Origin of the sequence: Candidatus Bandiella numerosa (genome assembly GCF_029981845.1) — a bacterium.
GTDB classification, from domain to species: Bacteria; Pseudomonadota; Alphaproteobacteria; order Rickettsiales; family Midichloriaceae; genus Aquirickettsia; species Aquirickettsia numerosa.
Genome location: NZ_CP104164.1, coordinates 592,748 through 616,286 on the forward strand (window position 1 = coordinate 592,748; position 23,539 = coordinate 616,286).

The following is a 23,539-nucleotide window of genomic DNA, read 5'->3' on the forward strand; positions in this document are numbered from 1 at the left end:
AAGTGCTATAATTTTACAACAAATTATTTTATTTATTTAATCTAATTAATATAAGTTTTTTACTTATCATTGGTAATAAATTTTTAAGTTCTGGACCATCTTCCTGACCAGTTAAAGCAACTCTAAGAGGCATAAATAATTTTTTACCTCTTAAATTAGTATGCGCCTTTATTGCTTCTATCCATTTACCCCATGTGTTCAAGTCGAATTTTTCTTCTGGCAATAAATTTTTTGCTAAAGAAATTAATTCTTTATCTATAATTTCAGTCTTAATTTCATCTCTACAAACTGTATACCAATATTTTATATCTTCAACACTTCCAATATTGCCTCTGATAGACAACCAAAATTCTTCATCCATATCTTTTATATTTAGTTTTTGAAGTACGTCTTGTATCATTTTAAAATCCAATAAATGTAACATTTTTGCATTAAAAGTTTTTAATTCATTATAATCGTACTGCACAGTTGATTTACTTAATTTGGAAAAAGAAAATTCTTCTATCAAATGATCAATGCCATTTTTTGCTATTATATTATCAGAGCTTCCAATTTTCGAAAAAAATACAGCAATAGATGAAGGTAATATACCTTTTTCTCTCAATTCTTTAAGACTAAAATCACCTGTCCTTTTAGACAATTTTTTATCTTTTGTTGTTAATAGCGATATGTGACTAAAGCTTGGTGGCTTAGCTGATAAAGCTCTAAATAATTGTACATGTATGGCACTGTTAGATATATGATCTTCACCCCTTATAATGTCAGTTATAGCATATTCAATATCATCAACCACAGAAGCTAAGCTATATGTCAAAGTACCATCATTTCTAACTAATACTGGATCGCTAAGATTTTTAGCTTCAAACCTTAATTGACCCCTTATTTTATCATCCCATGATATTTCTTCTTCGTTAAGCAAAAATCTCCAATAAGGTTGCACTCCTTTGGCCTCTAGCTCTTTTTTTTCATCCAGAGTTAATTTTAGAGATGATCTGTCATATATCGGTGGTAGATTCCTACTTAATAAACTTTTCTTTTTAACAGCCAATTCTTCTTCAGTTTCATAACAAGCATATAACCTGCCTGAATCAATCAATTTTTGTTTTACCTCTTGATATTTATTAAGTCTATCCGATTGTCTAAAGCAGATGTCCCAATCAATTCCAATCCATTTTAAATCTTCTTTTAATGCGTCAATATACATTTCTTTAGATCTATGAATATCTGTATCATCAATTCTCAATATAAACTTTCCAGCATTTGCCTTTGCATATAACCATGCTATTAGAGCAGTTCTTAAATTACCAACATGTAAAAATCCTGTAGGACTTGGTGCAAATCTTGTCGCAATCTTCATATAAAATTTAGTTTTTTGTTATCAATTCATCAGGATCAAAAATATTCTTCATACTAGTATTTTCACTTACATATACTATTTTATCAATATTTCTGAAACTAGTTTTTTTGACTGCTTCGTACGCACTATTTGCCTCAATCTTTTCAATCTTATCATTAAAATGTAAATGATATGAGCCAATACAGTCATTTTTTAACTTAAGAGAGGGAAATTCATAATTTTTAAATTCACCGCTTTGTTTATTTTGAGAAAAACCATCTTTAGCGTTATTAAATTCAAATTTCTTGCTATCTACCATCTTAATAATTTTATTGTTATAAATTTAACTATATTTTTTAACTATGTATATATACATGCTAAACCTTTTTTCTTATTTTTAAAAAAAATTCTTTCATCATTTCCGATGATTTCTGTTGCTCTATTCCACCATATATTTCTGGTATATGATTATGCACCTTAGAATTGAATAACCTTACTCCGTTTTCAATAGCACCAAATTTTTCATCATATGCACCAAAATATACCCGCTTTATTTTACTAAACGCAATTGCTTGCGCGCACATTGCACATGGTTCAAGCGTTACATACAATTCACAATCGCTTAAATTTGATCTCTGTAGTTTTTTCGTTGCTTCTCTTATACACAAAATCTCAGCATGAGCAGTAGGGTCATGTTCTGATCTCATTTTATTGTAGTTAGTTGTAATTATATCATCCTTATACACTATCACCGCACCAACAGGCACTTCATTTTCTTCAACAGCTATTCTAGCTTGATCTAAAGCGTACTCCATAAATTTATTTTTGTATAAATTAACTATTTTTTTCAACTTCGCTTACTAATTTATCATTTCCTGCAATAACTCCTTCATATATATTTAGCTCTAAATCCTTTCCATTTAAGTCTCTAACCACACCACCGGCCTCTCTAATAAGTATTAGACCTGCAGCATAATCCCATAAATGTAACTTACCCTGGATCAATAAATTTATCCTACCATCTGCTAAATATGCCATTTCTAATGCAGATGCTCCAAAGATTCTAATTTTACTATGCTTCAGGTGAATAAAATTTAAATATTTTTTCATTATAGCGTTGCTATTCGAATCATCATGAATAGCGCAAATTACCCTCTCGTAATCATTGTGAGCAGATACCTTTATTTTCCTTTGTATTCCCATGCTATCTATTAAAAAAGCTCCCATGTTCTTACCTGCCCAAAATATTTCATTGTTAACAGGATTACACACGACTCCCAATAAAATGCTCGACTCATCTTTAGTAATTTTTGCCAAAGCTACTGATATGCAAAAAAACGGCACCCCATGCATAAAATTAAATGTACCGTCAATAGGGTCTATTATCCATTTGTATTTCGTCTGATCAGAATTATCATTTTTAATACTTTCCAAAATACCACTTTCCTCTGTGATAAAACTATACTCAGGTCTGCTTTTTTGTAAATGGTATATCAAGATTTTTTCTGCAGTTAAATCTGTTTTAGTAACAAAATTTGCAACCCCTTTTTTGGAAATTTGCAATTTTTCAACTTCATAAAAATCTTTAGTGATTTTTACTGAGGCCTTTCTAACAGCTTCTAAAACAACATTTAAGTCTGCATTAAAATTTTTCATTACATCTATTTTATTTACGGTTGAAACGATTATGAACAAAAATCTCAATAATTCAATTAATAATTCGTTGTTATTTTTTCGCAATGGATTATTAATTAATATTACAATCATAGGATAATTTTCTAGTATAATAAAAAAAGGAATGATACGTTTCTAATATAATTATTTTTGAGGTTTGTGTGCCTAGTGAATCAGAAATTTTAACTGCAATAGGAAATGGAGGGTTGATCGAAGGAATTGATCCGTTATACTACGCAGCAATGCTAAGAATTCAATTAGAAGGAAAAAACCCTGTATTATGGGCTATTGATAATGGTAAAAAAATTGATGGCAAGGATCCATTATACTACGCCTTATTAAATGAAGGTTTTGATGTAAATAAAAGCGTATTAGAGGCAGTACCAGAGGGTTACCAAATAAATGTGAGTGATGAAGTATCATATTCTGTTGAGGAATTCAAAACAGAAGTAACTGATAGTATTACTAGCAAGCAGGATTTTGAAGGCTTAAATACCCAGGAATTAATAAAAATTGCTATTAATGGCAATTTTATGATAAATGGTAAATCTCCAATACAATATGCTATTGAAAATCATACTAATGGCCTTCAGCAGGGAGTTAAGATTATTCTTAAAGAACAAGGTCGCGATGATCAGCTAAAGGAATTTTACCAAAATCTTGCTAATAATCCTGCAGAAAATTCACAATTAATTGAACTTTTTGCCAATGAGTATAATGCGACAGGAAGGGGAAAAGAAAATTTTGTGGAAGTTATGTGTCCTTTAGTTGAACAAGACATAGAAGTACCTGGTAGTTTAGTGGAGTTATATATAAAGGATAAACTTAAAGAGGAAATTCCATCAATTGATAAGATACAAGAGAAACATAAGGAACAAGCTCTTTTCTCTGTGATTGATTTATATCTTGATGAATACACTAGTGATAAGGATAAGGAGAATCTTAAGGTAATGTATGAAAAATTAGCAAAGGATTTAAATTTAGACACGAAGAAACAAGATTCTGCGCTTGTTCAATTTGTTTCTGATCCTGAAGAGTGCGCAAACAAAATAAAGAATTTACTTAATAAGTTACCTAAACAAGATAAATCAGATTTAAACATAGAAGGTAGCGCTCAAAATATAGATTTAAAAAGCCTATATAAACAATATGACTTAGAGACACTTAAAAATCTTAATGACGTTGGTAATAAACTTGGAGAAATAGAACCCGAAGTTCAAAATTTTAGTATTGCAGGTAAAATTGGTATTGGTATCGGTATTGCACTAGCTATAATCACAGTTATTCCTGGAATTATAATTGGAATTATAAAATTGGTGTCTGATAGTAACGCAAAGCAAGAGTTTAAAGATCAACAATCTGAAGCGTTGCAAGTAAATCAAGAATTAGATGGATTAGGCATTGTTAAGCCTCCTGCTGAAGGTGTTCAGGCTAATAGTGCAGGCGCTAAAAAATTTACTGAAACGGTTCTAAATATGCGATCGGCAAATACAAATGCTCATGGACATTAGCAATGGGTAAGTAAATATACTCCCATAAGTATTTAAGCACCATACACCTTTTGTTAGGTAGACAGCTTTATTGCATTTTAATTTTTTAACATATAATTAACCTAAGCTGGAGTTAAGATTACGTTACAAAATGAAAATTTAGGGATAAAGAGAATGAATTAAGCTAAATAAATTTGGTGTTCCCGACGGGATTCGAACCTGTGACCTTTGGATTAGGAATCCAACGCTCTATCCTGCTGAGCTACGGGAACAAATTTCAGTATGTTAAGGCTACATGATAGGGTATTTATTAATAAATACAATAAATTTATATTTTTCAGCTATTATAAGCATATAAGCTCTTTTTGATAAAAACTTAATATTTTGCAACTAATTTTTTTGTTAGGATAAATATGAGAAATACATTGTTTATATATATCTAATTGCCTGCTATACTCATCTGGTAGATTAGATTTGGAGAGTATTTTTGCTTTATCTGCTTTAATTTCAATAATTTCAATATTATCATCTTTCACAATTAACTTATCAATTTTCACAATAGTGTCGGTTTTAGCGGCTACATTATTTATACTCACTTCAGACAATACTTCATTTATAAAAATATCAGGAAATTTACAAATAATCTCTTTTGCAATTAATTTTATTTCTTCGATCTCCCTTTTAGGTATAAAATTAAATGAGCTATTATTAGCTAAATTTGCAATATAATTTGTAAAATTTTCCATAGGAATTTTGGATGCATCAGATAAAATTTGGTGTATGAAATTTCCTCTTGCTACTGAAAGATTTGAATATAGTTGATTTTCCAAAGAGGCAATTTCTTTTTTCTCAATATTTTTCACAATATAATCCTCCTTAAAGTAAGAAGGTAATTCACAATTTTCCAAAACTAAATCTACATCTTTAAAGTGCTTTTGATCAGATATGCCAAGCTCAAAATATTTTACAAAATTATCCGCTAGTATAGTTTTTGCAATACTATACCAGCTATCTTTTTTATTACCACTTTCTCCAAAAATGTATAATTCATCTTCGGCACGAGTCATTGCAACATATAGTAGCCTTAAACTTTCCTGTTTTAATTTTACTTTTCGCTGATTTATAATCTCCTTAATTGTATGATTTTTATACTCATTAACATTTGGTATTATGAGTTTTTCATTATGCCAAAAGAAATTTTCATGTGGCATATTTTCTGAATCCCCCGCATCTGCCAAAATTATTATAGGTGCTTGCAGTCCTTTTGCAGCGTGCACAGTCATTATTTTAACACCTTCCGAATTATTATTATTAACATTGATATTTGAATTATACTGTAGCCAATTCAAAAAAACTTCTTTGTCGCCTAGGAGTTGTTTTTCAAATTCTAAAATTTTATCTAAGAAAATATCAATTATTTCTTGGCAATTAGTTCCAAATTCGTGAAAAAATTTACTTATAAATTTATTTCTATATAAAACGTTAGTATAAAAATCATACAACGATTGATTTTTGCAGCATTCTTCAAGTTCTTTCAATAAATTTGATGTTTCAGGATATAGATTCTGTAGTCTGCTAAAAACGTTTTGCTCTCCTCTATTGTAGGATATATTAAAAATTTGCTCTTCTGTGAAATTAAAAAACGCCGATTTTAAAAGACATATTAAATTAAAATCATCATCAGGCAACAGGAAAAATTTAATAATAGATAGCAAATCAAGAATGATAATATCATCACTAAAATTTATTTTATTTTCTTCAGATATAGAAATACTGTTCTGTTTTAGAGTTTGGATTAGGCATTTCATTTTTTCAGATCTTTTACGAAATAATATCATTATGTCTTTGTGCATAATTTTACTATCAGTACGATCTTGATTTAATAAATGAGATATGAAATTTGCTATTTCTTCTGCATTTGATAATTTATTATCAATAAAATCAGCATTTTTCTCAGGGATTTTCCAGCATTTTTTTTCTCTAGGTTTTTTATTAGTTTGAGTGGAATGTTCAATTACCTTAACTATTCCATTTCCTTTTTTTATTGCTATATGATTTAATTTATTAACAAAATCTATAGAATTAAAAATTTTGTCAACAGCTTCCAATATTTCTTTTTTTGAACGAAATGAATGACTTAATTCTAAACATTCCCAAGGCTTAGATACGTTTTTTAACTCCGTTTTATAAAATTGATTTATTGTTAAAAAATATTCAGGGTCAGCGCCTTGAAACCCATAAATTGATTGCTTATAATCTCCTACAATAAAAATTGAAGAGTCAAAATTATAAGTGCTTTTGATAATTTTTTGTAATAAGGTCCATTGCGCTTTACTTATATCCTGAGCTTCATCAATTAAGATATGTGAAAAAGACAAATTAAGTGAATATAATAAAATTTCTGAATCCCCAGCTTCATTTAATATTTCTAAAGTTTGAATTACTAAATCATCATATTCTAAATATCCTAATTTACCCTTTAACTCTTCATATTTACGAATAACCTCATTTAAAATTATAATTAAACATTCCATAAATTGCGCTTGTTCATAGGAGGATTTTTCCTCAAGAAATTCAATAATTCTGATTTGTTCTTTTTCACATTCTTTAATTAAATCTTTGTTCCTATCTCTAAATTGCTTGTTAAAAAGTCTTTTACTCGCAGTTAGACTTTTTGTTAAAAAGCAGTCAAAATATTTCGTCAAATTATCATTTTTAAACTGGCTGTCACCATTAAGCCATAAGTGCATCATGTTTATGTACTCCTCATCCTTATTTTCTGCTACTAGAAATTTTAATCTTTGCGGAGTGTTTGAGATAAATTTATTAAACAAATCATCATAGCATGTTGCCCTTTCACTGTTATAAAAGTCATACTGCTCATTTATTAAATCCATTATCGAATATTGCGAATTGATGAATTGGTAAATTTCTTGCTTCTGGGAAATGATATCGCTAATCAGCTGCAACAAAGTGTAATAATCATATTTTTTTGCTAAACTGCCAATGGAAAAATCAAGTTCAGGTTTGCTTTTTGAAAGGTTTATTACACCTTCCAGTGCAATTTCGATTAATCTTCTCCTATTGTATTCATCAATAATTTTAAGATTTTCTAATTTGTCCTCTTGTATAAATTGTGATTGATTTAATATATCAACACATAATGAATGCAAAGTTTGTATTCTGATTTTATCAAAACTATTTAGATATGTATTATATAGCTCTTTTGCCTTAAATATTTGAGATTGATTGATGTCTCTTTCAAACATATTTTTAATGTACTTTTTAAGCTCCTCATCACTATACAAATGCCATTTTTTAAATTCATCTTTTAGTCTATTTAGCATTTCTCCTATAGCAACATTAGTGAATGTAATGCATAATATATTCTCAATTTGCTCACCATCTAAAAGCAATCGTAATATTCTATCTATTAATGTTTTGGTTTTTCCAGTGCCTGCTGATGCGCTGAGATATATATTGTTTTTTGGATCAGATGCTTTTCTTTGTATATTTAGCGAATTTAAAATATCTTGATTCATTCGTTTTGCTTCAATCAATCAAATGTGTACTTGCAATAACTGAAGTTAGCATTTAAATTATCAAGCGTACAACAAATAAACTATATTAAATGGTTAAAGTTAATATTGCAATTAATGGAATTGGCAGAATAGGAAAGAATGTTTTTAGAAGATATTTTGAAGATAGATATGAAAATTTAAATTTAGTAGCCATCAATCTTGGTGAGTCTAATGTGCAGTCTAAGTTGCATTTATTGAAGTACGATTCTATACATGGAACTTTTAATAGTATCAAGAAAATAGAAGAAAACAAAATTTTTGTACAAGAGCAATCAGTAGAAATCATTAAGGAAAGGAATATAAAGAATATTAATTGGAAGAATTACAATGTAGATTTAGTTTTAGAATGCACTGGAACTTTTAATAGTAAGGAATTATCATCACAACATATTGAGCAAGGCGCTAAAAAAGTTTTGGTATCAGCACCTTGTGAAGGGGCTGATAATACAATAATTTTAGGAGTAAATCATGACAAGCTCACTTCAGAGGACAAAGTTATTTCAATTGGTTCGTGCACAACAAATTGTTTAGCACCTATTGCAAAAATTCTTGATGAAAATTTTGGCATTAAAAGTGGCTTCATGACCACTATTCATTCATACACTAACGACCAGAGAATAATTGATGGTGGACATAATGATTTAAGAAGGGCTAGAGCCGCTGCTATGTCAATAATTCCTACTACCACAGGGGCTGCAAAATCAATAGGATTAATTCTTCCTAATTTGAAAGGGAAATTAGATGGTGCGGCAGTAAGAGTTCCAACTCCAAACGTTTCAATGATTGATTTTAGTTTTATTTCGAATAAAGATATATCTGTTATGGAAATAAATGAGGCTATGAGACAAAATTCAAAAGATAATTACAAAGGAATTGTAGACATTGCCGAGGATGAACTTGTTTCAACCGATTTTAATCATACGACAGCTAGTGCAATTTTTGACATTGGTGAAACAAAAGTTATAAATAAAAATTTTGGTAGGGTAGTTGCTTGGTATGATAATGAATGGGCATTTTCATGTAGAATGCTAGAAGTTGCAAACTTAATGGCTAAAGGCTTTAAGGTATAATGGAATATGAATACAATAAATTTAAAAAATATAAGTGATATTAGCTTAAACGATAAAAAGATTTTTTTAAGATGTGATTTAAATGTCCCATTTGATGATAACCAAATTTTGTTGGACGATACTAGAATTAATAATATCGTACCTACAATTCAATATTTGTTACAAAAAAATGCAAAAGTGATTATAGCAAGCCATTTTGGCAGACCTAATGGAGAATACAAAGAAGAATTATCATTAAAAAAATTGATTCCATATTTAGAAGAGTATCTAAAAGTTAAAGTTATATTTATAAAAGACATATTGTCAGAGAATAGCATAGCTATTGCTAATGATTTAAAAAATGGGGAAATAATATTACTAGAAAATCTTCGATTTTATAAGGGAGAACAATCAAATGATACGCAATTTGGACAAAAATTAAGTCAATATGCAGATATTTATGTAAATGATGCTTTTTCATGTTGTCATAGAGAACATGCGTCTATTGATGCTATAACACAATTTCTTCCTTCGCACGCAGGTTTTTTGCTTACAAATGAATTGAGAAATTTAAATTACGTCTTTAGCAAAAACAGCAGACCTCAGGCATTAATTATAGGTGGCAAAAAAATTTCAACAAAGATTCGAATATTGGAGCACTTAGCAAATAAAATGGATAAGGTGTTTATTGCAGGCGCTATGGTTAATAATTTTCTGAAGGCTTTGGGTTATGAAATAGGTACTTCGTTTTATGAAGTAGATTATGTTGAGCATGCTAAAAACATATACGAAAAATATAAAGAAAAAATAATACTTCCTAATGATTTTGTGGGAAAAAATGAGAATAATAAGCTATTTATTAAAGATATAGGAGATATATCACCTGGAGATTGCATGCTAGATATTGGATCAAGTAGTTGTCAAAAATTATGTGACATTATTAAAAATTCAAAAGCTGTAATATGGAATGGACCAATAGGATTTTATGAGGAACAACAATTTGCTATTAGCAGTTTGTATATTGCAAGGTCGATAGCTTATCACACACAAAAAAATAATATTATAAGTGTTATTGGAGGTGGTGATGCCGTAGCTGCTGTTAAGCTATCGGGATTGCAAGACTGTTTTTCATATATTTCTACTGGAGGTGGAGCTTTTTTAGAATTGCTTGAAAAAGGGGATTTAATAGGATTTAAAAACTTGAAAAGCAAAGAAACATGAAAAATGCTATCGTATTACTGAGCGGTGGATTAGATTCTTCCACCATGCTTGCTATCGTTAAGGAAAAGGGATATAACACCTATTGCATAAGTTTTGACTATGGTCAAAAGCAATCAATTGAATTACAATTTGCTAAAAAAGCCAAAGATGCGATTGCTCCAAAAGCCATGCATATGATTGTGAAAATTGATTTGAAAATTTTTGGCAAATCTGCAATTACTGGTGATATTGAGGTACCTAAACATAGAACTGAAGCTGAAATTTTAAGCGGTATACCTGTAACGTATGTGCCAGCTAGAAATACAATATTTTTATCTTATGCATTAGCGTATGCTGAAGTCTTGCCTGCTAATGATATATTTATTGGTGCAAATATACTTGATTATAGTGGTTATCCCGATTGTAGGCCAGCTTATATAGAAGCATATAATACACTTGCAAATTTGGCTTTATCAAGGGCAGTGCAAGGAGAAAAAATCACGATTCATACACCTCTTCTGCAACTTAATAAAACTCAAATAATCGAGGAGGGATTGAGATAGGGAGTAGATTATTCAAATACTTTTTCTTGTTATAGCCCATCTATTGATGATCACGCTTGCGGAGGATGTGATGCATGCACTCTAAGACTTAATGCATTCAAAAGTATGAAACTAGAAGATCCAATAATATACTGTAGGAGGTAATTTTATGATGGCTGATTTGTCACCACTTGGAAAAAAATCTACTTATGTAGATGAATATGATAATTCATTGATATTCCCTATTGAAAGGGCGACAAAAAGAAAAGAAATTGGAATTAATAAAAAGACGCCTCCATTTTATGGTTATGATATTTTTAATGCATATGAGCTCTCCTGGCTAGCACTGAATGGTAGGCCAGAAATCTCTACTGCAGAAATAATATATTCATGTAGGTCAGAGTATTTAGTGGAATCTAAATCCCTAAAATTATATCTAAATTCATTTAACAATACTGTTTTTAATTCTTTAAATCACGTAGAAGAAACTATTAAATGTGATTTATCAAATAAACTAAAAACTGATGTATTGGTAAAATTAATTGATATTAATAAACAAATTATTTCATTTTTGCCTGAGGGCGAAAATATTGATGAATACTATAATCAAAACTCTATCGATCCCACTATTGGCACTATCAATGGAATAACTGTTAAAAATGAGAAAATATATAGTAATTTGTTAAAATCCAATTGTCCTGTAACCTTTCAACCAGATTGGGGAACATTGATGATTATTTACACGGGACCTAAGATCAATCGTTTTACCCTTTTAAATTATATTCTTTCATTAAGAAATTTAAACGAATTCCATGAGCAATGTATAGAAAAAATATACATGGAAATAGACAAAAGGTGCAGGCCAGATTATTTACAGGTTTATGGGAGATACACTAGAAGAGGTGGGATAGATATAAACCCTTATAGATCGACAATGGATTATCCAGTACCTGCAAATATTAGAACCTTTAGACAATGATTCGTTACTTTGATAAAAATGAAATTATCTAATTACCAGATTGGATTAAATGCTGAAATTATCACAAGTAATTATTTAAAAAATAAAGGATATAGTATCTTAAAACATAGGTATAAAACAATATATGGTGAAATTGATTTAATAGCATCTAAAGATGATTTATTGATATTTGTTGAGGTAAAAAATAGAAAAACCATCCCTAATTACGATATTATACTGAATAAACAGAAAACTAGATCTTGTGAAGTTGCAATGTATTTTCTATCCCAATATCATCAATTTAAAAATTTTCAGATGAGATTTGATTGTTTTTTGATTGATAAATATGGTAGATTTAAATATATAGAGAATGCATGGGGAGTGAGTGAAAGCCAATTAATGGGAGTTTTATGATAGATTTAACCAACTTTAATAATTGTAAAATCGGAATATTCGGTTTGGGTAAAACGGGCGTTGATTCTCTTAATGCCTTTTTAACAAAGAATACTCAGATCTTTGCATGGGATGATAATAAGGAAAACATTTTACGTATCAAAAAAACAATAAATAAAGATAAGAATATTCATTTTTCTAATGTAATTGATCCATTCGATGTTAAGAAATTAGATTTTGTAATTGTAAGTCCTGGAGTTCCTTATAAATATCCTACTGCGCATAAAATATTTTCAATTTGCGAAAGATATAAAATTCCAATTATCACAGATATTGATATATTATTTAAGGTATGCCCGGTAGCTAATTATATTGGAGTTACTGGAACGAATGGTAAATCAACCACGGTATCTCTAATTTATCACATTTTAAGTGCAAATAACTACAAATCAGCTCTAGGAGGTAATATCGGAACTCCTGTGTTAAGTCTTCCACATTTTAATAATGCAACAGAGCATTATGTTATTGAACTATCATCTTATCAACTTGATTTAATGAGAGATTATAAATTCAATATTGCATCACTTCTCAGTATTACCCCTGATCATTTAGATAGATATGAGACCTTTGAGGATTACAAAAATGCTAAAACAAAAATATTCCATAATCAAAATGAAAATGATTTTGCTGTAATATCTTTGAATAATGAAGTTAATAGAGTAATTTTTAAGGAACTCAAGCTGATAAACAAGCAGAAAATTATACCAGTATCTAGTAAAGAAGCTTTAGAAGGCGGTATCTCTGTGATAAATGACAAAATTTATGATAATTATTTTGAACATAAAATTTTTAACCTCAAGGTGCCCAATAGTTTAATTGGTTCTCATAATGCCGAAAACATAGCTATAGCATATGCAACAGCTAGAGCACTTAAAATTGAACCTGTAAACATTGTTAATTCACTCAATTCATTCATTGGATTGCCTCACAGAATGGAATTGTTTTTTCAAACTAACAACCTAACTTTTATTAATGATAGTAAAGCTACAAATATTGCTTCTTGTAAAGAAGCCTTAGACTCCTTTACAGATATTTACTGGATTGCAGGAGGAATATTTAAAGAAAAAAGCACAAATGAGCTTTGTAATCATCTTAAAGAAGTGAGGCACTGCTATTTAGTTGGCAAAGATGCAGACAAATTTGTACAGGTATTGAAAGAGAATAAAATACCATACTCTACTAGCAAAACAATTGAAAACGCTCTAAGTGAAATCAGAGATACAGTCAAAAATGGCACTATCTTGCTTTCTCCTTGTTGCTCTTCGTTCGACCAATGGAAAAATTTTGAAGAAAGGGGTGACAGATTTAAAGATTTGGTTTTTGATATGTTTCTCTAAAGCTTTTTGAAAGTAAGAAATTGGAAAAATCTGTTAATGAAACAGCTTTTATTCCTCTAAATAATGAATACAAAGTTCCTAGTATTATTCCTAATTTATACTGATATTTATAACTAAATGGAAAAAATTCCTCAAATATAAGTGATATAGCTATAGCTTGCATTGCCAATATTCCAATAGTGACTATTATCGATGACTTTGTTAGTGAGGAATGAACAAAGTCGATGCCAATTGGAGAGATTATTACGCCTTTCATTTTATATAGTAGAATTGATATTGATGCAGTTTCTTCAAATTTAAAATCTAATGACAATAAAGTAGACTAAAATCAACAATACTGATAATAATTATTAAGAATAAAATTTGTAATAAGGTTTATTTTGTCAGACAGCAAGAAGATTTCACAAGAATTGTATAATCTGAAAGATGAATTAGTTAATAATAAACTCAAGGATGTTAATTTTGATACTTTAGACCTAATTAACATTGTTAACGATGAAAATGGTAATAATGATAATGATAATGAGTTAGGTAGTACTCTTAGTAATGGTAGATCAGTAGAAGAATTAGTTAAAGAGATTTTGAGGCCAGAGTTAACGAAGTGGCTTAATGATAATCTACCTGCAATTGTTAAGCAATTAGTTGACAAAGAGATAAAGAAAATTATTCCCAAAGATGAATAGAATATTTTTTATTGTTATTTATTTTTTAATATTGCAGAATTTTTTATTAAATAGTGTTCTTGCAGATTCCGGGTTTTCAAGTGATTTTATTGAGCAAGCTAAAAAATTAGGTATAAATATTGGCCAAAATTTAGACCAAAAAGTTAGTGATAATGATTTATCCAATACTTCTAATTCACAATCAATACCAGATTTGAAATTGCCATCGCTACCAAAACCTGAAGAGAAGCCAGATTTGAAATTGCCATCGCCACCGAAACCGGAAGAGAAGCCAGATGTGAAATTGCCATCGCCACCGAAACCGGAAGAGAAGCCAGATGTAAAAATTAATGTGAAGGCAGACAAGGTAGAGGATAAAAAGATGCACAATAATAAGAAGCAAGAATTGAAGCAGAAGGTTAGTAAAAAACTTAGCAATATAATGGATAAAAAGAATGTAACTGAAGTAGTTAAAAAACCAAAAACTCTGCCGGCAAAAATAATCCCAAAACAGAAAGTTAAAAAATCTATTACCTATTTTGCTGCACCAGAAGAGGATATTGACAACAACCTAAATCAAAAGAATTTCATGAGGAGAAAGCCTTATAGTTATGATGTGAAGCCTCCTCAATATTTGCTAGATATACAAAAAAAAGGTGCAAAAACTAATGTGCCTAAATTTATGTTTAAAGATGAGCTTTCAAAATTGTTATTTGTTGCAGTTAATGAGCAAGATATTGGAGCAATTAAAGGGTTGTTGCTTAAAGGAGGAAATATTAATGTGCAAAACAAGGCTAATGAATACACACCATTAATGTATGCTGTGGAGAATAATAAATTGGATTCCTTAAGATACCTGATATTAAGAGGGGCAAGTTTAAATGTTGTAACTTCTAATAAAATGTCTGCATTACATTTAGCTGCTATAACAAGCAATCTAAAGGCGCTAAGAATTTTATTAAGTGCTGATACTGATATATTTCTTCAAGATAAATATAACAAAACTTTTTTCGATTATGTTGAGCCCAACTATAAAAATATGGTAATTAGTGACATCTTTGACACAAGAAAGGATGCAAGTGATGCTTTGATTGATTTTTGTATTTTAGGGTCTATAGAAGGGGCAAAATTTTCGCTTCAAAATAGAGCCAATGTTAACTCACAAAATCATAATGGCGACACACCTCTAATTTTAGCGGTAAGAAATAATAATCCTCAACTTGTCACATACTTATTGAGTGTTGGAGCAGATGAGGCGATAAAAAATAATTATAAAGATGATGCTAAGGCAGTAGCCAAGAAAAACAGATACAATAAAATCTTAGATATTATAGAGACGGTGAAGCATAATAAACATCTTCATCTTTTAGGTATCTCTGAAAATGTTATTCCATATCAATTATCAAATGAAGAGAAGGAGCGGATTGAAAAAAATAAGAAAGAAATAGCCGATAAAAATTTTGCTAATTATTCATCACAAGGTGTTTTAGGAAAAATAAATGAAAAACCTAAAAAGAAATAATTTTATAAGTTTGAAGTGTGGAGCTGAATTATACCAATTTCAATAATCAATTAACTAATTTTATAAATTTACAAAAAATTAAAAAAATTGCTGTCTCCCTGTCAGGAGGAGCGGATAGCATGTGTTTAACTTTCTTATTAAATAAATTTTGTAAACAAAACAACATATCGTTAGTTGCAATTACAGTAGATCATAAATTAAGAAAGGGCTCTACAATAGAGGCTAATAATATTTATGGGTATTTAGAAAAATATGGCATTAACCACACTGTATTAACTTGGAACCATAATGAAATTAAATCTAACATTCAAAAAGAAGCAAGAAATGTTAGATATAAAATGCTTTGTGATTTTTGTAATGAGAATGGAATAGAGAACTTATTCGTTGCGCACACATATGACGATCAAGCAGAAACAGTTTTATTAAGAATATTACGGGGTAGTGGAATTGATGGTATTAGTGGAATTAATTCTTTAATTATTATGAATGAAATAAATATAATTAGACCACTTTTAGCATACACAAAAACTCAGATTTTAAATTTTTTAAAGAAAGAAAATTTACTATGGTTTGAGGATGAATCAAATAAAAATACAAAATTTGATAGAGTCAAAGTTAGAAATTTAATTACTCAACTAGATAAAGATTTTCAACTTACTGATAGGTTAAATTTACTTTCTGATAATGCAAAAAGAGCAAAAAATTTTATTCACTCCCATGTTGCTGAAATGTTCAAAAAATATTGCATTATTGGAGAACTGGGATGTATATCCATAAATCAAGCTGATTTTAATAATTTAGATGAAGAGATCCAATTAAGATTGATAAACCATATAATAAGATATGTTAGAAATGAGCAAGTGCTATATCCTAGTAGATTAGATAGCTTGAAAATTGCGTTGGCAAATTTACAAAAAATTGGTAACGAAAAATTTACTTTATCCAATTGCAAAATCCTACTTCATGACAAAATAATATATTTTTATAGGGAATCAAAATATATAGAATCAAAAAAGCCATTATTAAGAGGCGATAATTTATGGGATAAGAGATATCAAATTTCAATTAATACTAAAGATTTTGAAATTTCTAAATTAACAAAAGATTTCTGGCATAAAATTAAACCAAAAAATTTCATTCATAAAGTGCCAGGAGATATAATATTTTCTACTCCGATAATATTTTCAGAGAGAAAAGGTATATATATATTGCCACTAAGTAATATTATAAATTCAACAAATATACTTAAACTAGGTATTAAAATCAAAGTTGTCCATATATTACCGAAATCTTCTTTTGAAATTTATTGTTAAAAGCAGTAGAATTTTACATCAACGTGATCAAGATATGTTATAGAAGTGCAAGGACAAAAACAAATACAAAAACTATCTCAAAAAATGGTTTTATCCAGGAATATGCAACAATCTATAAATATTCTTAGCATGCAGACAATTGACCTTAAAAATTTTATTGAAAAAGAAATTATAGAAAACCCATTTTTAGAAATGGATGATAGTATGAATTTTGAAAACAACTCCATTAATCAAGTGTCAATTCATAAAGAGCGATCTGGAGGAGACAATAATTTTAACCAAGAGGAATTGCTTTCTAAATTAGTAGATAAATCTCTAACTTTAAAAGAGTACATTGTGTCTCAGATAAATCTAACTTTACTAAATAATGATGATAAATTAATTGCTTATTATATGACAGATATGCTTGATGAAAATGGATATCTCAGAAAATCAGAAAAAAGCATTGCGGAAGAATTAAAAATTCCAGCTCAAAAAATTGAGGCTGTCATTAAAATATTAAAAACATTTGATCCGTTAGGGGTTTTTTCAATAAATTTGGAAGAATGTTTAAAAATGCAGGCAATCGAAAAGAATATATATGATGAGAAATTTCAAAAACTCCTAGATAATTTAGATTTACTTGCTAAGTTGGATTTCAAATCCTTAAAAAAGGCCTGTGAAATCAGTGAGGAGAATTTACAAAATTTAATTTCGGAGCTTAAAAAGCTCAATCCAAAACCTGGTAGAGATTTCATCACTACTGGTGTTCAAATGGCAATACCAGAAATTATGATTGGAGGTAATAAAGAGTATGGTTTTTATCCAGTTTTGAATGATAACGCAATTCCGAATTGTTTTTATCAAAATTATGTTAACAGCAAACATCTAAATTCTGATGAAAAAGAGTTTTGTTTAAAAAGGAAAAATACAGCAATTGAAATTGTCAATGCATTAAGTAAAAGGAAAAAATTGTTACTAAATGTAGCTGAAAAAATATTAGAATTTCAGTATGAATTTTTTGCAAATGGGGTGAATTTTTTAAAACCTTTGGTAATTACAGATATAGCAAAAAAGCTTGAAGTAAATGAAAGTACTATAAGTAGAATAAGTAATAAATTTATTGAGACACCTCATGGAGTATTTGAAATAAAATTTTTCTTTTCTTCAAAAATCAAAGCGGAGTTTACAGAAAGCCATCACTCCAGTACCTCGGTTAAAAACAAGATAAAAAATGTAATTTCAGGTGAAGAAAATAATAATATATTGTCAGATGAGGCTGTAAGTAATATACTGAAAGAGCATTATAACATTTTGATTTCACGCAGAACTGTGGCTAAATATAGAGAGTCTATGAAAATTCCATCATCAGCAATTAGAAAAAGGCTAAGAAAAATGAGTGTGCAAAAATGAAGGAAATTTTGTGGGATATAAATGAAGTTGGCGAAGCTCTAAATAAAATTGTGAAGGGTGAATTTCTAACTCCAATCACAGGAATTTCAATTGACTCAAGAACAATTGAGAAAGGTGATATGTTTTTTGCGTTATCAGGAGAGAGTTTTAATGGAAATGATTTTATCGATGACGCAATACGAAAAGGAGCTAGCGTGTGTATCTCAGACGATATTCGGGAAGTGAATTTGGTAAACATTAAAAAAGTAATACAAGTTGATAATGTTTTAGAGGCTCTAAATTCTCTTGCACTATACCGTAGAAAGTCTTTAAAAGGTGTGGTAATTGGGATAACAGGTAGTCTTGGAAAAACAAGTACTAAAGAAATGTTTAGGTTAGCACTTTCATTATGTGGAAAAACATTTGCAACAAAGAAGAATTTGAACAATCACTATGGATTACCTCTGTCATTAATCAGCTGCCCTAAAGATGTTGATTTTTGTATATTGGAATTGGGAATGAGTGCTAAAGGAGAAATTGCAAATCTTACCAAAATAGCTAATCCTAATATAGCTGTTATAACTAATATACACCCAGTACATTTGGAATTTTTTAACTCTATTGAGGAAATTGCCTATGCAAAATCAGAAATTTTTGAAAATATTGCGCCATCTGGTTTTGGTATATTAAATTCCAATTCTAATCACTTTGAAATCCAAAATAATCAAGCTAAAGAGTATGGAGTGAAAATTTGTACGTTTGGCAAAAATTCAGAAGCGAATTGTTATATAAAAAATATAGATAGCAACAGTAAAACGTATAAAATAGCTCACATTAATTGCTATAATAAAGATTATACACAGAAATTTGGCATTAATGTTGGGGAGCATTTAATATTTAACTCATTAGCTATATTTATCTGTGCTACTTCTTTAAATCTTGATCTAAACTCAATACAAAAATCTCTTGAAAATTTTAAACCTCAATCTGGTAGAGGTGAAGTAATTGACTTAAAAGGTAACATGAAATTAGTAGATGAATCTTATAATTCAAGTCCTGAGGCGTTAGCTTCTGCAATACAAAATTTAAAATCGCTAAAAGCTTGTAATTCTCGTGTTATTGCTATACTTGGTGATATGAAGGAATTGGGTGGTAAAGAGATAGATTTTCATAAAAATATTAAACTTGATGGTGTTGATAAAATTTTTTGCGTTGGTAAATTAATGGAGAACTTATATAATCATTCCAATCAAGATATTAGGGGGGCGCGTACTGAAAATTCTGCTCAGATGGCTGAGATTATTACTGATTATCTAAAAGAAGATGATATATTATTGGTGAAGGGTTCTTTAAGTATGAACATGAAGTTGATTGTTGATAAAATAAAAAGTGAGTTTAAGAAATGAAGAAAAATATAATCTCAATTACTGATTCTGCTGCTGATCATATTAAGGAGCTACTTAAAAAAGATAGCAAAAAGCCAATAGGTATTGGTATAAATGTAGAAACTGGTGGTTGCTCAGGCAGTAAGTATAAATTTGAATATATTTACCAGAAAAAAGAACTTGATGAAGAAATCAACGATAAAGGTGTAAGAGTTTTTATCAATCCGAACGCTGTATTGAAAGTTTTTGGAACAAAACTTGATTATGTGGATGAAAAGATTCAATCAGGCTTTGTTTTTGTCAACCCAAATGAAAAGGGTAAGTGTGGTTGTGGTGAGTCGGTGTTATTATAATAAATTTTTACAGCAATACAACTTTAATTACATATAAATTTTAAAAAAAACTTGATAATTGCATTTATATATGCAAGCCTCTTCGTAGATATAATTTTTGGGAATAAATTATCATGTCAGCTAATAATAGCAAACTTACTATATATCAAAAAGAGGCTGTTGGCATTCTATCGATGGGTACTTTTTTAGAGTACTTTGACATGATGCTATATGTCCATATGGCAGTTCTATTGAATGACTTATTTTTTCCAAAATCAAATCCAACCGCTACACATTTACTTACCACATTTGCTTTTTGTTCTACTTATCTTTTAAGACCAATAGGTGGTTTTATAATTGGTAAAATCGGTGATGCCATGGGTAGAAAAGCTACTATAATATTAACCACATTTTTAATGTCTGCAGCATGCCTAGTAATGGCAAAACTTCCAACTTATGCAGAAATTGGGATATATGCAACACTTGGTGTAATGTTGTGCCGAATGATACAAGGTTTTTCGACTTCTGGTGAAGCTATGGGAGCTTTGATATATATGAATGAATTTTTAAAATCTCCCAATAGGTATGTGGCAAGCGGTATTATTGATTTTGCCAGACGCATTGGCAGTCTGTTTGCTTTAATTATTGCTTCATTTGCATTATTTGCGGATTTTAATTGGAGATTAGCATTTTGGATAGGTGCAGTAATTGCCGTGATTGGAGTTTTTGCAAGAACAAGGCTCAGGGAAACACCTGATTTTGCGGATTATAAAAGAAGGATGAAGTTAAAAGAAGAACTGAGTGAAAGTAAAATTTACACATCCAGCAAAAAGGTAAAATACGATAAAAAAGCTGTGATTGCAATGTTTTTTGGCATAGCAATAGATTCAATTAGTTTTTATATTTCATATATTTATATTGGTATATTTATGAAAAATTCTCTTGGAATGAGCCCTGCTGATGTTATAAAGCATAACCTTATAGTAGCAATGCTTAGTTCTTTGTCGCCTATTATATTAGCACTTTTTTCAAAGAAATATCATCCCATAAGAATTTTGAAATTCAATTTAATTATTGTTGCTATTATTATACCTTTTGTCCCATATTTTCTTGAAAATATCAAAAATTTGATTTTAATAATTTTTTTACAATTTATAATAAACGCATTTATAGGTTCATTTTATGCTGAAGCAATGTGGATGAAACATTTCCCAGTAGAGAGACGCTTTGCTATTGTTGCAACCACATTTGGTGTTGCTACTGCTTTAGGGATGGCTGTAGTATCGTTTGGGTTACCACCTCTTTCAAAATACATGGGGCATTATGCTATATTAGTTTTCTTTATACCGTGTATCATAGGCTTTTTATGGAGCCTTTCTTACCTCAAAGAGCTAGAAATTAAAACAGGCAGATACCACAATTACCCGAATGAGGATTTTCCACATGAAGATACAGCGGGAAAGGAAGAAGAGTATGAATATGAAATGGGAGATGAATATAAATCATTTATCAATAGGTGTGAATATTCAGAAGCGCTACTTAACAAATTGGAAATTATAAGCAAAGAGGAGAACAGAAAACTTAACATGAAATTAATAGAAAAAGCTATTATATTTGCAAAAAAGTGGCACGGCACACAGATGAGAAAGACGGGAGATCGTCCTTTTTATTCCCATCCTCTAAAGGTTGCAGAGATGGTGGCAGAGCACTATTGCAAAACTGATGTGATAGTTGCTTCAATACTGCTTGAGGATTCAGAATGCACTGTTGATATTATAGAGAAAGAGTTTAATGCTAGAATAGCAGAAATGGTAGATATGTTGACAAATAAGAGATTTGAAAATGGAAAGCATATCAAATTAACATTTGAGGAAATGTTAGGTAGATTGCAAAGTGTTGATGACATAGAGGCATTGTTGATAAAGCAAATGGATAGAGAGCATAATTTGGAGACAATTGAAGGCTTAAAACCAGAAAAGCAAAGGAAAATGGCAGAAGAAAGTAATAATCATTTTATAAAGCTTCTTGCAATAATAGGAGATAAGCTTGGTATACATGGCAAAGTTCATCTTGAAAATAAGATGTTTAAGTATAGTTGTGGCGTTTTAAAGAAGAAAAATGAAGATGTATAGCATAATTCAGATAACTATTGACATCGCCATTCTTCGCTTATGTAGGTTTTAACTACACTTCGCTCATCACTCCTTATCACTACATATCTGACCCCCGAGCTATAAATATTTGAAAGGTATAGAGTTTTTATTATATTACAGAATATAGCGCACTTTTACGATTCTAAAAATTATCTTTTAATAAAAATTAGATCATAATAAAGGCTCTAAAAATCATACCGTGCCTATTATAAACAATATTTTTACAACAATTAATTAAATTATCAGTTGACAAATAAGTTTATATCAATACCATCGCCTGTTAGGTAAAAAATAAAAAAAAGGTAATATATGACAGCAAATCCATTAACGCCCTCGAGCTTCTACGATCGAACTGATATGGTAGTATCAGCTTCAAGCTTTCAAAAGACCTTAAGCTTATTAAGGTCTTTTTTTTTGGGCAAAAATTATATCGAAACTCATACTCAAAGTAGATTGAGTATCCTCGCAGCGTGTGAGGACCCAAAAACAATCCAAACTTTTCATTATAAGGGACAAGATTGGCCATTGCCACAAACTGGGCAAATGTGGCTAGAATACGAACTACTTAGCAAACCAGATGTAGCTGGTTATTTTTGTTTATCAACTTCCTATAGGAATGAACCAAATCCAATACCTGGTAGGCATAAAACAATTTTTCCAATGTTTGAATTTGAATCTCATGGTGGTTTTGAAGCTTTAAAAAAGATGGAAAAAGAGTTAATTGCTTTTTTAGGAATTCAAGATATTGATAAAATTCCAGAAAAAAAATATTTAGATATGGCAAAAAAATATGAAACAAATATAATCGAAAACGAGCATGAAGCACAAATGCTCAAAGAATATGGCCCTGTAATTTTCCTTACGAATTTCCCACTTTATACAAGTCCTTTTTGGAATATGCAAATGGTTGGAGATATTGCTAATAAAATTGATGTTATCATTGAAGGACAAGAAACTATAGGAAGTGCCGAGAGATCAACTGATCCAGAAGATATGTATGAAAAATTCCATACTATCAGTAATGGTGAATATGCAAAATTATTATATGCAAAATTTGGTGAAGAAAGAATAAAATACGAACTGGATAGCTTCTTAAATTTAAAATTCTTTCCTAGATTTGGAGGAGGAATTGGGATGACAAGATTGATAAGAGCCTTGGAAATTCATAACATTATATAATC

Annotated in this window: 20 protein-coding genes, 1 tRNA gene and 1 pseudogene; 15 read left to right on the forward strand and 7 right to left on the reverse strand. The window is 29.7% G+C overall.

The window, feature by feature from the left end:
- Window positions 1–28 precede the first annotated feature (28 nt).
- Genes gltX through N3Z17_RS02890 form a run of 4 tightly spaced genes read right to left on the reverse strand, consistent with a single transcriptional unit; the run spans window position 29 to window position 3,103 of the window.
- Entirely contained in the window at window positions 29–1,357 is a 1,329-nt protein-coding gene (gene gltX, locus N3Z17_RS02875; RefSeq protein WP_282472506.1) for a glutamate--tRNA ligase, read from the reverse strand.
- A gap of 7 nt (window positions 1,358–1,364) precedes the next feature.
- A complete protein-coding gene (locus N3Z17_RS02880) occupies window positions 1,365–1,655 on the reverse strand; it encodes a hypothetical protein (RefSeq protein WP_282472507.1) in 291 nt (96 codons plus the stop codon).
- Between the two features lie 58 nt (window positions 1,656–1,713).
- Window positions 1,714–2,151: a nucleoside deaminase gene (locus tag N3Z17_RS02885; protein WP_282472625.1), complete on the reverse strand. Its 438-nt coding sequence runs from the start codon at window positions 2,149–2,151 to the stop codon at window positions 1,714–1,716.
- Between the two features lie 19 nt (window positions 2,152–2,170).
- A complete protein-coding gene (locus N3Z17_RS02890; RefSeq protein WP_282472508.1) occupies window positions 2,171–3,103 on the reverse strand; it encodes an inositol monophosphatase family protein in 933 nt (310 codons plus the stop codon).
- A 68-nt stretch (window positions 3,104–3,171) separates the two neighbouring features.
- Here N3Z17_RS02890 and N3Z17_RS02895 point away from each other — a divergent pair, with 68 nt between their 5' ends.
- Window positions 3,172–4,521 carry a hypothetical protein gene (locus N3Z17_RS02895; RefSeq protein ID WP_282472509.1) on the forward strand — a complete coding sequence of 450 codons (1,350 nt, stop codon included), beginning with the start codon at window positions 3,172–3,174 and terminating at the stop codon, window positions 4,519–4,521.
- Between the two features lie 174 nt (window positions 4,522–4,695).
- On the opposite strand, the gene N3Z17_RS02900 is transcribed toward N3Z17_RS02895, so the two are convergent.
- Together N3Z17_RS02900 and N3Z17_RS02905 are read right to left on the reverse strand one after the other, a co-directional pair.
- Window positions 4,696–4,772: transfer RNA gene (locus N3Z17_RS02900), tRNA-Arg, on the reverse strand.
- A 72-nt stretch (window positions 4,773–4,844) separates the two neighbouring features.
- The gene (locus tag N3Z17_RS02905) at window positions 4,845–8,042 is read right to left on the reverse strand and encodes a UvrD-helicase domain-containing protein (protein ID WP_282472510.1); all 3,198 of its coding nucleotides are present in this window, start codon (window positions 8,040–8,042) and stop codon (window positions 4,845–4,847) included.
- A gap of 89 nt (window positions 8,043–8,131) precedes the next feature.
- On the opposite strand from N3Z17_RS02905, the gene gap reads away from it, so the two are divergent.
- The 6 genes and pseudogenes from gap (at window position 8,132) to murD (ending at window position 13,620) form a co-directional block, all read left to right on the forward strand.
- Window positions 8,132–9,151 (forward strand): type I glyceraldehyde-3-phosphate dehydrogenase, encoded by a 1,020-nt coding sequence (gene gap / locus N3Z17_RS02910; protein WP_282472511.1) that lies wholly within the window; start codon window positions 8,132–8,134, stop codon window positions 9,149–9,151.
- Window positions 9,152–9,157: 6 nt separating this feature from the next.
- A complete protein-coding gene (locus N3Z17_RS02915; RefSeq protein ID WP_282472512.1) occupies window positions 9,158–10,351 on the forward strand; it encodes a phosphoglycerate kinase in 1,194 nt (397 codons plus the stop codon).
- A pseudogene (queC, locus tag N3Z17_RS02920) lies at window positions 10,348–11,037 on the forward strand (7-cyano-7-deazaguanine synthase QueC). Before N3Z17_RS02915 ends, queC begins: the two are co-directional and overlap by 4 nt.
- Window positions 11,038–11,041: 4 nt before the next feature.
- Window positions 11,042–11,851: an NADPH-dependent 7-cyano-7-deazaguanine reductase QueF gene (gene queF / locus N3Z17_RS02925; RefSeq protein ID WP_282472513.1), complete on the forward strand. Its 810-nt coding sequence runs from the start codon at window positions 11,042–11,044 to the stop codon at window positions 11,849–11,851.
- Window positions 11,852–11,869: 18 nt separating this feature from the next.
- On the forward strand, window positions 11,870–12,244 hold the full coding sequence (locus N3Z17_RS02930) for a YraN family protein (RefSeq protein ID WP_282472514.1): 375 nt from the start codon (window positions 11,870–11,872) through the stop codon (window positions 12,242–12,244).
- Window positions 12,241–13,620 carry a UDP-N-acetylmuramoyl-L-alanine--D-glutamate ligase gene (gene murD / locus N3Z17_RS02935; protein ID WP_282472515.1) on the forward strand — a complete coding sequence of 460 codons (1,380 nt, stop codon included), beginning with the start codon at window positions 12,241–12,243 and terminating at the stop codon, window positions 13,618–13,620. Before N3Z17_RS02930 ends, murD begins: the two co-directional genes overlap by 4 nt.
- Here the strand turns inward: murD and N3Z17_RS02940 are convergent.
- Complete coding sequence (locus N3Z17_RS02940; protein ID WP_282472516.1) at window positions 13,589–13,933, reverse strand: hypothetical protein; 345 nt, start codon at window positions 13,931–13,933, stop codon at window positions 13,589–13,591. The genes murD and N3Z17_RS02940 overlap by 32 nt on opposite strands.
- A gap of 67 nt (window positions 13,934–14,000) precedes the next feature.
- On the opposite strand from N3Z17_RS02940, the gene N3Z17_RS02945 reads away from it, so the two are divergent.
- The 8 genes from N3Z17_RS02945 to N3Z17_RS02980 all read left to right on the forward strand — a co-directional run bounded on the left by N3Z17_RS02945 (window position 14,001) and on the right by N3Z17_RS02980 (window position 23,537).
- Window positions 14,001–14,303 (forward strand): DUF2497 domain-containing protein, encoded by a 303-nt coding sequence (locus tag N3Z17_RS02945; protein WP_282472517.1) that lies wholly within the window; start codon window positions 14,001–14,003, stop codon window positions 14,301–14,303.
- Complete coding sequence (locus N3Z17_RS02950; protein WP_282472518.1) at window positions 14,296–15,804, forward strand: ankyrin repeat domain-containing protein; 1,509 nt, start codon at window positions 14,296–14,298, stop codon at window positions 15,802–15,804. Before N3Z17_RS02945 ends, N3Z17_RS02950 begins: the two co-directional genes overlap by 8 nt.
- A gap of 17 nt (window positions 15,805–15,821) precedes the next feature.
- A complete protein-coding gene (gene tilS, locus N3Z17_RS02955; RefSeq protein WP_282472519.1) occupies window positions 15,822–17,117 on the forward strand; it encodes a tRNA lysidine(34) synthetase TilS in 1,296 nt (431 codons plus the stop codon).
- Window positions 17,118–17,162: 45 nt separating this feature from the next.
- Window positions 17,163–18,509, forward strand: a complete 1,347-nt coding sequence (gene rpoN, locus N3Z17_RS02960; protein ID WP_282472520.1) for an RNA polymerase factor sigma-54 — start codon at window positions 17,163–17,165, stop codon at window positions 18,507–18,509.
- The gene (locus N3Z17_RS02965; RefSeq protein ID WP_282472521.1) at window positions 18,506–19,894 is read left to right on the forward strand and encodes a UDP-N-acetylmuramoyl-tripeptide--D-alanyl-D-alanine ligase; all 1,389 of its coding nucleotides are present in this window, start codon (window positions 18,506–18,508) and stop codon (window positions 19,892–19,894) included. Before rpoN ends, N3Z17_RS02965 begins: the two co-directional genes overlap by 4 nt.
- Window positions 19,891–20,226: a HesB/IscA family protein gene (locus N3Z17_RS02970; RefSeq protein WP_282472522.1), complete on the forward strand. Its 336-nt coding sequence runs from the start codon at window positions 19,891–19,893 to the stop codon at window positions 20,224–20,226. Before N3Z17_RS02965 ends, N3Z17_RS02970 begins: the two co-directional genes overlap by 4 nt.
- 113 nt (window positions 20,227–20,339) lie before the next feature.
- Window positions 20,340–22,337: an MFS transporter gene (locus N3Z17_RS02975; protein ID WP_282472523.1), complete on the forward strand. Its 1,998-nt coding sequence runs from the start codon at window positions 20,340–20,342 to the stop codon at window positions 22,335–22,337.
- A 378-nt stretch (window positions 22,338–22,715) separates the two neighbouring features.
- Complete coding sequence (locus N3Z17_RS02980; RefSeq protein WP_282472626.1) at window positions 22,716–23,537, forward strand: amino acid--tRNA ligase-related protein; 822 nt, start codon at window positions 22,716–22,718, stop codon at window positions 23,535–23,537.
- Window positions 23,538–23,539: the final 2 nt, after the last annotated feature.